Origin of the sequence: Actinoplanes rectilineatus (genome assembly GCF_000962825.1) — a bacterium.
GTDB lineage: Bacteria > Actinomycetota > Actinomycetes > Mycobacteriales > Micromonosporaceae > Actinoplanes > Actinoplanes rectilineatus.
In genome coordinates this window covers 51971-63496 of sequence record NZ_JZKF01000053.1, presented here as the reverse complement: position 1 = coordinate 63496, position 11526 = coordinate 51971, and the positions used below count along the sequence as shown (strand labels likewise).

Annotated in this window: 8 protein-coding genes; 4 read left to right on the top strand and 4 right to left on the bottom strand. The window is 72.6% G+C overall.

Annotation, left to right across the window (positions count from 1 at the left end):
- Both WH85_RS31270 and WH85_RS31265 read left to right on the top strand, forming a co-directional pair.
- Positions 1 to 1961 (top strand): OmpA family protein (locus WH85_RS31270; protein WP_157411316.1); only part of this gene is annotated, 1961 nt, incomplete at its 5' end.
- A gap of 147 nt (positions 1962 to 2108) precedes the next feature.
- Positions 2109 to 4145 carry an OmpA family protein gene (locus tag WH85_RS31265; protein ID WP_157411315.1) on the top strand — a complete coding sequence of 679 codons (2037 nt, stop codon included), beginning with the start codon at positions 2109 to 2111 and terminating at the stop codon, positions 4143 to 4145.
- A gap of 167 nt (positions 4146 to 4312) precedes the next feature.
- Here WH85_RS31265 and WH85_RS31260 read toward each other — a convergent pair whose 3' ends face one another.
- A complete protein-coding gene (locus WH85_RS31260) occupies positions 4313 to 5554 on the bottom strand; it encodes an NYN domain-containing protein (RefSeq protein WP_045745642.1) in 1242 nt (413 codons plus the stop codon).
- A gap of 183 nt (positions 5555 to 5737) precedes the next feature.
- Between WH85_RS31260 and WH85_RS31255 the strand changes: the two genes are divergently transcribed.
- Entirely contained in the window at positions 5738 to 6247 is a 510-nt protein-coding gene (locus tag WH85_RS31255; RefSeq protein WP_045745641.1) for a hypothetical protein, read from the top strand.
- On the opposite strand, the gene WH85_RS31250 is transcribed toward WH85_RS31255, so the two are convergent.
- The 3 genes from WH85_RS31250 to WH85_RS31240 all read right to left on the bottom strand — a co-directional run bounded on the left by WH85_RS31250 (position 6213) and on the right by WH85_RS31240 (position 9813).
- Positions 6213 to 7973, bottom strand: a complete 1761-nt coding sequence (locus WH85_RS31250) for a vWA domain-containing protein (RefSeq protein ID WP_045745640.1) — start codon at positions 7971 to 7973, stop codon at positions 6213 to 6215. The two genes, WH85_RS31255 and WH85_RS31250, sit on opposite strands and share 35 nt — an antisense overlap.
- Before the next feature lie 9 nt (positions 7974 to 7982).
- Positions 7983 to 9026 carry an ATP-binding protein gene (locus WH85_RS31245; protein ID WP_211275507.1) on the bottom strand — a complete coding sequence of 348 codons (1044 nt, stop codon included), beginning with the start codon at positions 9024 to 9026 and terminating at the stop codon, positions 7983 to 7985.
- Between the two features lie 70 nt (positions 9027 to 9096).
- Positions 9097 to 9813 carry a hypothetical protein gene (locus WH85_RS31240; protein WP_045745639.1) on the bottom strand — a complete coding sequence of 239 codons (717 nt, stop codon included), beginning with the start codon at positions 9811 to 9813 and terminating at the stop codon, positions 9097 to 9099.
- A gap of 94 nt (positions 9814 to 9907) precedes the next feature.
- Here WH85_RS31240 and WH85_RS31235 point away from each other — a divergent pair, with 94 nt between their 5' ends.
- Positions 9908 to 11509 carry a DNA polymerase IV gene (locus WH85_RS31235; RefSeq protein WP_045745638.1) on the top strand — a complete coding sequence of 534 codons (1602 nt, stop codon included), beginning with the start codon at positions 9908 to 9910 and terminating at the stop codon, positions 11507 to 11509.
- The last annotated feature ends 17 nt before the right edge of the window (positions 11510 to 11526 follow it).

Sequence of the window (11526 nt, the reverse complement as noted above, 5' to 3'; positions counted from 1 at the left end):
CGACCTGGACCTCGGTGACCCCGGCGTCGGCCCCCGGTGCCTCGCCGGTGACCGCGGCGATCACGGTGGTGAAGCCGAACCCGACGACGACGCCGTTCACCGTGATGGTCCGGGCCAAGACCAATATCGTCGCCGCCGGCGATCCCTCCAACACGGCGACCTTCACGCCGACCTGGATCGAACCCCTGCGCAAGCCGGATCCACCGACCGGGCTGAGCGCCACGGCGACCCTGAACGGCGCGACGCTCTCGTTCACCCCACCGGTGTACCAGGGCAACCCGGTGCTCAGCCGCTACGAGTACGCCCTCGACGGCGGAACGACCTGGACCGCGCTGACGCCGACGTCGGCCACCGGTGTGACGCCGGTGACCGCGGGCATCGTGGTGGTGCGGCCGATCGTGTCGACCACGGCGTTCACCGTGCGGATCCGGGCCTGGAACACCACCGGCCCGAGTGACCCGACCACCGCGGCGACCTTCACACCCACCTGGGTCGATCCGGCACCACCGCCGGTCGTCGTGCCGACCACCTCGCCGACCCCTGCCGGGAAGCCGCCGGGCGCGGTCGGCGGGCTCACCGCGGTGCCGGGGGACCGGAGCCTCACGCTGTCGTTCAGCGCGCCCGCGGACGACGGCGGCCTGCCGGTGCTCGGCTACGAGTACTCCCTCGGCGGCGGCGCGTACCAGAGCCTCGGGGCGACCGGTACGGGCAGCCTCCGCGGCACGGTCACCGGCCTGGCCAACGGCTCCACCTACACCGTGTCGGTGCGGGCGTTCAACGGCGCCGGGCAGGGCCGGGCCGCCCAGACGTCGGGGAAGCCCGCCGCACCGCCCGCGCCGCAATCGCTGTCCAGCAGTGGCTTCGGCACGACCGCGCAGCGGGTGACCGTCGACCTGGCCGCCGGGGAGACGGTCGTGCTGCTCACCGCCGAGGGCCGGCCGGGCACCTCGGTCACCGACGCCACCGGCGGTGCGTACGCGCTGGACGGCCCGGTGATCACGTTCGTGCCGCTGAGCGGGTTCGTGGGCACCGCCACGGGCGTGACGTTCCGGGTCACCGCCGGGGAGCAGAGCGGCACCGCGACCTACCAGCCGATCGTGCTGAAACCGCCGGTGCCCACCCCGCCGAGTGTCGACACCGGCGGCAGCGGCGGTGCGGGCACCGGTGCCGGCATCGTCGTCGGCGGTGGCCGGAAGGCGGCCACCGGCAAGCTCACGACCGGCCAGAACATCAGCCTGCGCCAGGTGTCCGGCCGGGCCGCCGCCGCGGCGGCCCCCACGGTGACCAACCAGATCACCGTGCCGGGCGAGGGAACGTACCGGCTGTACCGTTCCGGGCTGGACTTCACCATCGTGTTCACGCCGCAGAGCGGGTTCGTCGGGCGGACCACCGGTATCAGCTACCGGATCAGTGACGCCTACGGGCAGTACATCGACGCGCTCTTCCGGCCGACCGTGGCGGCCGAGGCGCTGCCCCGGATCGACAGGTCGGCGTGGGCGAAGGTTCCGGCGAACCCGAAGCGGACCGGTGGCAGGGAACGCCGGACCAAGGCGTACCTGGCCTCCTACAAGGGGATCGACGCCCACCCGAGCGGCTCGCTGGGCGACCGGGTGCTGACTAGGAACCAGGCGACCACGCTGGCCACCGGGTCGATCTTCGCGTTCGACCGGGCGACGCTCAACGCCAAGGGCAAGGCGGCGGTCAAGGGCCTGGTGGACAACCTCGCGGACGGCGCGAAGGTCACCTGTGAGGGCTACACCGACTACGCCGGAAGCCTGAAGAGCGAGATGTCGCTCTCCGATCGCCGGGCCAAGGCCGTCTGCCAGGCGCTGAAGAGCAGCGGAGCGGACATTTCCACCACCTCTGTCGGGTACGGGCCGAAGCGTCCCGCCGTGATCGGCGGCTCTGCCAAGTCCCGGTCCGAGAACCGGCGCGTGGTGATCGTCGTGACCAGGAGCTGACCACCGTCACCGGCATCCGGGCGCGCCCGTTCCTCACCAGGAGCGGGCGCGCCTGCTCATCGGGTCCTCCGAACGGCCGATAGGCGAGGTGGGGGCTGGCTGGGGCCGGCCCCGGACGAGGAGTGACAGCCGAGGAGCGAAGAGAGCATGGGAGCGCATAGAGCCAGAGAGAGAGCACACGCGGCCGGAAGGAGGCCGCGAGCGGCGAAAGGCCGGATCCGGATCGGCGCGGTCGTGGTGGCGGCAGTCGCCGCCCCGGTGGTCGGCGCCGGAGTGGTCTCGCTGTCGCGGGCCGTCTACGCGGTCGCGCCACCGGACGAACTGGCGATCCACGCGGGCACCGGCGGCAACCTGAGCCCACCGGTCGACGGCAGACCGGCGACCGGCTCGGACACCCCGTCGCCCACGGCGGTGGCGACCGGCCGGGACGGGACGGTGTTCGTCGGATTCGCCTGGGGCGCGGTGTACGAGATCGACAGGTCCGGCGTCATGCACCTGTTCGCCGGCGACCCCGGCAACGGGACGTCCGGGGAACCGGCGGCCCGCGCCGCACCGCTGGGCAGCCCGGTCGCCGGGCTGGCCACCAGCGCGAACGGCGACCTGTACGTCGCCGACGCGGGACAGTACCGGGTGCTGAAGGTGTCCGCGGACGGCAGCCGGACGGTCGTCGCCGGCAACGGCAGCCCGGGCCGGGCGTCCGCCGCCGGGGACGCCACCACGGTGCCGGTCGAACCCCGCGGGCTGGCCGTCGGACCGGACGGGGCCCTCTACATCGCCTCGACGGCCCAGAACGTCGTCTTCAAACTGGACGCGTCCGGACTGGGCGTCTTCGCCGGCGACGGCAGCACGGCGGCCGGTGACGACGGCAGTCCCGCAGCCGGGCGTCCGGTGGGCAGCCCGGCCGGAGTGGCGGCCGACACCCGGGGCAACGTCTACATCACCGACACCGGTCACTCGTACGTCTACCGGGTCGGCGCCGACGGCAAGCTGCGGGTGCTCGCCGGGGACGGCACGAACGAACCGGCCGAACCGGGGCCGGCGTCACTGTCACCGGTGGGGGCACCGACCGGCATCGCGGCCGACCCGCGCGGTTCGGTCTTCGTGTCCGCCTCGTCCGGGCGGGAGATCGTCCGGATCGACCCGGACGGCGGGCTGGCGCTGGTCTCCGGCGGGGAGGACGCCGGTGTGCCGAAACCCGGTGATGCGGCTTCGGCCGCGTACACCGAGGTCCGCGGGGTGGCGGTCGACGCGGTGGGACACCTGTTCGCCGCCGATTACGGGTCGCATTACGTCACCCGGACCACCCGGAACATCGCGGCCGACCCACCGACCGACCTGACCGCGGTCCCGGCGGCGGACGGCGCCCAGCTCACGTTCGCCGCGCCCACCTTCACCGGCAACCTCGAGATCGAGGGGTACGAGTACAGCGTCGACAACGGCCAGCACTGGGCCGAACTGACCGGGGCGGCCCGCGCCAACCCGGTCACCGCCACGATCACCGGTCTGGCCCGGGCCGCGCAGACCGTCGTGGTGCGGGCGGTCAACACGGCCGGCAAGAGCGCGGCGTCCGCACCGGTCACCTTCACGCCGACCGGGACGTCACCGCTGGCGGCCCCGGCCCGGACGGCACCGTTGCCGGCGGCCACCACCGGGGAACCCGCGCCGCGGTCCACCGCCCGGCCGGCGGCGCCCGCGTTGAAGCCGATCGACCGGGAAGGATGGGCCGGCGTTCCGGAACACCCCGAACAGGTGACCGGAAAGGAACTGCGGACGTGGGCGTACCTGGCGTCGGCCCGGGGCGCGGACGCGCACCTGAGCACGAAGCTGGGCAAACGGGTGCTGACCCGGGGCCAGGCCACCACGCTGCTGACCGGCGGGATCTTCGTGTACAACCGGGCCGCCCTCAACGCCAGGGGCCAGGCCGCGGTGCGGAACCTCGCCACACACCTGCCGCCGGGCGCCGGGGTGACCTGTGAGGGGTACACCGACTACGACGGGAGCCCGGTGTGGGGGCGCACGCTCTCGACCGGCCGGGCCCGGGCGGTGTGTGCGGCCCTCAAGAAGTACGGCTCGGGCGTCACGGCCGGGGCCGTCGGGTACGGGCCGAAACGGCCCGCGGTCATCGGCGGCTCCTCGGCGGGCCGTTCCGAGAACCGCCGGGTGGTGATCGTCGTCAACCGGTGACCCGGCACTGCCGGTCCAGGCGCATCCGTCCTCGCGGCGGGTGCGCCTTTCCGCATCACCCCGCGGCTTCGTCACCGCTGCCTTGTCGCCCCGTTGCCTTGTCACCCCGCGGCATCGTCACCCCGCGGCTTCGTCACCCTGTTGCTGCGGCGGCACACCCGGCGTACCTACGGCTGAGTCGTGCCCAGCCAGTAGCGGACCTGAGTGGACTCCTCCTCGGTGAGGGCTATCGCGGCCGCCTCGGCCCGGCTCAGCACGTTGTCGGCGAACGCCCCGGCGATCTCGTCGGCGTTCGGCGGCGGCTGGCGGTAGAGCGGGGCCCCGCCGAACGCCGTGCCCCGGGTGACGAAGGCGATCGCCGCGCGGCTGACGTCGACGCCCTGCGCGGCCAGCCGGTCGCGGGCCCAGCGGGTCGCCTCGGTGAGGTTGAAGTGGTGCGACGCCGCATAGTCGGCGAGCGACTGGTAGACGGCCGGCCACATCTCCCGGGGCAGTCGCGGCAGGCTCAGCAGCGAACTGAGACGACCGACCGCCTCGGGCGCCGGCCCGGTCGCCCCGAACGACTCCGGCGGGTCGTGCCGCCCGCCGTCCCAGATGAAGTGGTTGGAGAACTTGGCCTGCGTGAGGGTCAGGCTCTCCAGCGCCCGGACGAAACCGCCGAAGCCGAACCAGCTGGTCCGGTCGACGCTCGGGCCCAGCTGACGGCGCAGGTCGTGGGCGAGCGACGCCAGGTTGAGCGGCCCGGTCGCGGACTGGTAGCGCCACCGCACCAGGTCGGCGAACTGCTCGTAGGTGACCGGGACCTCGGCCTCGTCGACGGCCGGGACCGCCGCGTCCTCCTCGTCGTCGATGCCGACCTGCTCGCCCTGCACCAGTTCGAGCAGTTCCTGACTGGTGATGAGACGGTCGGCGACGGCGATGAACGCCTCGGCCGCGTCCGACGGCGACACGATGGTGGTCCGGCGGTCGGCCCGGCGCAGGCGGACCAGCAGCGGCGTCATGTCCGAGTCGCCGGAGGCGATCACGAACTCGTCGTGCGGCACCGCGTCGGCGAGCGCGTCCACCGCGTCGACCACCATCCGGATGTCCGCCGCGTTCTTCGTGTGGGTCAGCCGCGGGCAGTCGATCACCTCGAAGCCGGCGTTGACGAAGAACGGCCGGAACTGCGAGTAGTACAGCCGTTGCTGGCTGGCGGTGGTGTCCGGGTTCGGCACCCAGCCACCCGGGTTCATGTAGCAGCGCAGGATCAGCCAGCGACGCGGACCGTCGACGGTCAGGGACTCGGTCAGGCGGGAGAGCCAGGCGGCCGGTTCCCGGGCGAACTGGATCGCGACGTCCGGGTCCTGCTTGATCAGTCCGCTGAACACGTTGTCGAAGTCCAGATAGAGTGCGGCGCGTACGCGGGCCATGACCGAGAACCTACCCCGCCCGAGCAGGCCATGTGCCCCGGGACGCGCTCTGCGGAGCGGCGTGGAAGCGATCCGACAGCGGATCGATAGATCATCGTCGAGCGACCGATGTCGCACAGTGCGGGTGGCCCGGTCCCGCCGAGCCGTCGTTGACTCCCCGAAGACCCATCTTCAGGAGGCGCCGTGCAGCTCGCCCAGGTCCTGGACGTCCTCGAAGCGCTGTTCGCCGGCTGCGGCCACCCCGAGATCGCCACCGTGGCTCGGTACGGCGGGGACCTCGTGCCGGGCGGACCGTCGCCGGCCGGGGTGCGAGTCCGCTACCGGAACCAGGCCGAGGCGTACCTCTGGGGTGCGATCTGGCCGGGCGAGTCGCCGCTGCCGACCCCGGAGGTGCTGCCGCCGCCGACCTGGCGGGCGGACCGGATCGCGGTCTTCGCGGTGCACCTGCTCGACGTCGCCCGCCCGGAACAGTTCCGGTCGTGGCAGGTGGTGGCGCTGACCGGGCTCGGACCGGAGCACCAGCGCGGCAAGGTACCCCGGGGCGTGCGGATCGAGTGCGCCGACGGGACCTCCGTGCTGCTGCGGGCGACCTCGGCCGGCGGGCCGGAGCGGGAACCGGACTCCGACCCGTACCCCACCTGGAAGATCCCGGAGACGCTCAGCGCAGGTGGAAGACCTCACCGCGAGGCCTGAACGGCAGTCGCGCGCCGCGCGGCACCAGGAAGGCGTGCGGGCGGCGCACGCGCAGCACGTCACACTCGCCGTCCGTGATGATCAGAATCGGTCCGGTGTCAGGGAAGTCTGCGGCCCGCTCGAGCAGGTCGACGCCCGGCTGCAGCATGGTGCCACCCCGCCCGCGCACCCGGATCCGCCCGCCGATCTCCTCCACCCGCAGGTAGCCCGCGTCGTAGGCGGCGGCGTCGCAGAACACCACCCGCGCGGCCGGCACGTCACGCGCCGTCGCGTAGGCGGCGATCGCACCCAGCGCCTTGCCCATCAGACGATGGCTCATCGACCCCGAGGTGTCCACGACCACGCCGAACGTCGCGCGCGCAACGATCTCCGCCGGGCGGTGCCGTCCCGGCCGCGGGATGTCCGGCGAGGAGGCCTGCCGCCGGCTCGCCCGCGCGTACGTGCGGACACTCTCCACCACCGGCACGTGCTCGGAGAACCAGCGCGCCAGCAGCACGTCCCACGGCAGCGGCGGCTGCTCCAGCACCCGGATCTCGGCCACCAGACCGGACGGCAGGGTGCCCCGTCCACTGCTCTCGTGATAGGCAAAACCGGTCAGCAATGCACGTCGACAGAACTCGTCCAGATCGACGCCGCCGACCCGCCGCCCGGCCCACGGCAACGGCTCGCCGAGCATGTCGCCCCGGCCCGGACCGCGCAGAGTGGCCAACTTGCGGATTCGCCTGACATCCCGGGCGATCCGGTCGTAGACCTCCTCGGCCGACGACCCGGCCAGCTCCGGATCGTGCAGCAGACCGTCCGGAAGCAGGCCGACGCCCATCTCCACCAGCCAGCCGTTGATCACGTAGTCGCAGGCCACGTTCCACAGGAACGGATCACGCCCACCGGCCCGGTCCTGGTGACGCAGCGCGACGTGCAACAACTCGTGCGCCAGCACGAACCGCCACTCCTGTTCGCTCAGCGACCGCCACGGGTTGAGGTAGATCTCGCCGGCGTCGGCCGAGACCGCGGCGACGGCGATGTCCGCCTTACGCGCCACCTCGGCGTCCGCGACCAGGGTGAATCCGGCCGCCACCCCGCCGAGCAGCGGGTACGAACTGAGGAACCAGCTCATCGCCAGATCCCAGACGTGCCGCGGGGGAGCATCGCCGGTCAGGCCGCGCCGCACGCCACCGGCCACCTCGACGCCGGCCGCCGCGGCCGACGACAGGCCCAGGGCGAACCGTTCCGGCCACCGGGAGTCACCCCGGAAGGGTGCCGGATCGAGGTCGCCGAGGTCGGTGAACTCGCGCGGCACCCCCTCGCGGCGCCAGCGGGCGGCCAGGTCGTCCTCGTCGGCCGACGGCAGCCGGGCCGGCACCGTCTCCGGTTCCCGGCCCAGCTTCACCGCCCGCTGGAACCGGGTCACCGCCACGCAGGCGGCGGCCCGGGACGCGGCGTCGTGGGCGAGCGCCGGGTTCAGGTGGCCGAACCCCAGGTGCAGCAGGCCGTGCGCGAGCAGCCAGCGCCACTGCTGCTTGTCGCGGCGCTGTCCGCGGCTCAGCCGGATCCCGCCGTGGGCGAAGACCCGCAGGCCGCCGGGGAGCGGCGTGTCGGTCAGTTCCGCGTCGGCCCGGGGGAAGTCGACGGTCAACGGAGCGAACAGTGGATGGTCGTGCAGCTCGGACCAGGCCTCGCCGAACGCGGCGCTGCTCGGGTCCGCGGCGGGCGGATCGGTGCGGGCCACGACGAGGACCTAGGCACGCGCCGCGACCAGGCGCGGCAGGTCACGGCTCACCTCGACGAGGAACCAGGCGGGCAGCACCGGGTTGCCATCGGCATCCGGGGAGATCACCAGACGGCCGCACTCCAGCGAGATCTCGGAGAGCTCGACCAGCATGGCCTTGGCCCGGTGCGCGAACTGGCGCACGGCGGCCGGAGCGTGGTTCTTGCTGGCCGGGAGGTTCTTGACCAGACGGGCACGGAACGCCTCGGCCAGGAAGTACAGCAGGTCCCGGTCGGCCGGCGCGGCCGGCCAGCCCACATCGCCGCGGACGATGGCCTCCAGGCCGTACCGATGCCGGACGATTTTGACGTATCCGCAGAAGGCGGTGGCGTGCGCCGGACTCAGGGTGCCGCCCGCCAGCAGGCGCAGGGTCTCCTCGTCGACGTCGTCGCCGAACGACAGCAGCGCGTCGGAGAGCATGTGCCAGCTGCGCGGCGTGGAGAACGTCTCCTCCACCTTCGGCGGCACCGACCACAGATGGTCCGGGCGTTCGGTCAGATAGCCGGTGATCCACCGGTGGATGCCGGCACCCGCCGACCACTCCCGCCAGTCGTTCCACGACGCCCGCAGGTGTACGTGGATCATCCGGTTGACCAGGGCGGACGCCATCGGGCGGGCGAGCGCGTTGTCACTGGCCCGGTTTCCCGCACCGATCACGATGGAACCCTCGGGCAGTTCGTAGGCCCCGATCCGGCGGTCCAGGATCAGCGAGTAGAACGCCTTCTGCACGTCCGGACCGGACGCGTTCAGCTCGTCCAGGAACAGGCAGTACGGCTCGTCGCGGGCGATCGACTCGGGCGGCGCGAACCGGCTGCGACCGTTGTGCAGCTCCGGCACCCCGATCAGGTCCTCGGCGGCGAGTTGGGTGCCGACCAGGGTGACGCACTCCAGACCGAGCGAGTCGGCGAAGTCGCGCACCAGTGAACTCTTGCCGATGCCCGGGGCGCCCCACAGGAAGACCGGCCGCACGACCGCCACATGGAGCAGCAGGCCGGGCAGCTGGGCGGGAGTCACCGTGATCGCTGAGTGCACGCCGGACAGTGTGCCCGCCGGTCCGCCGGCGGGCACGTGAATATTCCGGCGGTCAGGCCTGCTGGTTCGGGTTCTGCCGCTGCTCCTGCTCGGCCGCCATCTTCTCGAAGAGCTCGTTGACCGCGGCCTGCTGCTCCTGCGCGGCGGCGGCCTCGACCACCCTGTCCGCCGGGGTGGACCGGGTGACGACGAACAGGGCCACCGTCACGGCGGTGAGCGGGAGACTCCAGACCAGCGAGCCGCGCGAGTCCGCGTCGGTCAGACCGCCGAACAGGCTCAGCACCAGCGGGACGGCCGGGAAGATCGCCAGTCGGCGGAGACCGAGACGGCCGGCCGGGTGGCCGTGGTACCACATCAGACCGGCCTTGAGCATGCCGAGACCGAGGACCACCGGAATCCCCGCGAAGAACATCGCAAAGATCAGGACGGCCACCTTCGCGCCGGTGCTGCTGTCCGGGCCGTGCACCCAGGCGGCGAACAGCAGGGCGCCCGCGGCGAAGAACATCAGCAGGCTGTAGACCGCGCCGAAGATGCCGCCCTTGCGGTCCCGGTCGGTGGCCACCTGGCCCGGGACCGGCCCGATCTGCCACTCGGTGAGCGCCGCGCCCCGGTTGCGGAAGAAGATGGTCGCCATCAGGGCCACCACGGCGGTCCCCGGGATCGCGGCGAGCAGGCCGCTGCCGACGTTGCCGTCGAAGATCAGACCGATGCCGACGGCCATGGCCATCAGGGCGAAGACGAACAGGAGGCGTATCAGGCGGTACGACATGACGGTGGATCTCCCCGTGGTCGATGAAAGGGTGTGCGGCGGTGCACCCTACACGGCGAACCTTTTTGTCGTACCTGATGTTTAAGCTGCGGGAATGAGGGGCGAGCCGAGCATCCTGCACGTCGATCTCGACGCGATGTTCGCCGCGGTCGAGCAGCGCGACAAGGTCTCGTTACGGGGCAGACCGGTCATCGTCGGCGGGGTCGCCGGGCGTGGCGTGGTGTCCACCGCGTCCTATGAGGCCCGCGTCTTCGGCGCCCGGTCGGCGATGCCGATGGCGCAGGCCAGACGGCTGTGCCCGGCCGGGACCGCCTACCTGTCGCCGCGTTTCACGGCGTACAAGATGACCAGCGCCGTGGTGATGGAGCTGTTGGCCGGGCTGTCCCCGCTGGTCGAGCAGGTGAGCATCGACGAGGCCTACGTCGACCTCGCGGCCGGCGGGCACGATCCGACCCCGGCCGGTGTGACCGATCTCGCCCTCGAGCTGAAGCGGTCGATCGCCGTCGCGACCGGCGGCGTGACCGGTTCGGTCGGCGTCGCCTCGTCGAAACTCCTCGCCAAGATCGGTTCGGAGCTCAACAAACCGGACGGCCTGACCGTGGTGCCGTCCGGCGACGAACTGACGGTCCTGCACCCGCTGCCGGTGAAGTCGCTCGGCGGGGTCGGGCCGGCCACCGAGCAGCGCCTGCACCGCAGCGGCGTCCGCACCGTCGGCGACCTGTCCCGGGTGCCGCTGGACGACCTCGTCGACTGGTTCGGCACCGCCCACGGCGGTGGCCTGTTCCGGCTTGCCCGCGCCCAGGACGACCGTCCGGTGGTGAGCGACCGCGAGGCCAAGTCGGTCTCCGCCGAGGAGACCTTCGACGTCGACATCACCGACCCGGTCCGCCTCCAGCGCGAGCTCGACCTGCTGGCCGCCCGCGTCGCCGGCCGTCTGCGGGCCGGCGGTGTCACCGGCCGCACCGTCAACATCAAGGTCCGCCACCACGACTTCACCACGATCACCCGCGCGGTGACCCGCGACCAGCCGACCGACGACGGGCGGCTGGTGGCCCAGTTGGCCCGGCGCCTGCTCGCCGACGTCGACACCTCCACCGGCGTCCGTCTCCTCGGCGTGGGGGTCTCGACGTTGGCGGACTTCGCTCAGGACGACCTGTTCAGTTCCTTGGTCCCGGCTGGTGCGGAGACGCCGCTGCTGTTCGATGCCGACGGTCCGGTTTCGTCATCCTCTTCTGCCCCGCTCTCTGTCCCATCGCCGGCGGCCTTGGCTTTGGAGGTGTTGCCGGGTCTGTCGTCTGACGCGCAGTCCCCGAGCGATGGCCAAGCGATGGGTGCCGGCGTTGAGAGGCCTTCCGGTCCGCCCGCGGAGGCGGTCGCCGCGGCTGCGGAGCCTGCACGGTCCGAGTCGGTGTTGTCCGAGCCTGGGGAACCAGAGTCTGTGCAGTCCGGGGTTGTGGGAGCGCCTGCCCCGGCGGCGGGATTCGGGGACGGCGGGGTGGCGGGGAGCGGGCCGCCGGTCTGGCGGCCGGGGCAGGACGTGCGGCACGACGAGTTCGGGGCGGGCTGGGTCTGGGGCAGTGGCCTGGGCCGGGTCACGGTCCGCTTCGAGGGGCCGCGCACCCCGCCCGGCCCGGTCCGCACCTTCGCGGTCACCGACCCACACCTGCACCCCACCGACCCGCCCGACTGGCGCTGACCAGCAGCGGACCATCC

What these genes read in the sequence shown, in the direction of transcription:
- WH85_RS31260 (WP_045745642.1), bottom strand. Translation starts at nt 5,554, where the DNA reads ATGGCCCGCGTACGCGCCGCACTCTATCTGGACTTCGACAACGTGTTC.
- WH85_RS31265 (WP_157411315.1), top strand. Translation starts at nt 2,109, where the DNA reads ATGGGAGCGCATAGAGCCAGAGAGAGAGCACACGCGGCCGGAAGGAGG.
- WH85_RS31240 (WP_045745639.1), bottom strand. Translation starts at nt 9,813, where the DNA reads ATGTCGTACCGCCTGATACGCCTCCTGTTCGTCTTCGCCCTGATGGCC.
- WH85_RS31235 (WP_045745638.1), top strand. Translation starts at nt 9,908, where the DNA reads ATGAGGGGCGAGCCGAGCATCCTGCACGTCGATCTCGACGCGATGTTC.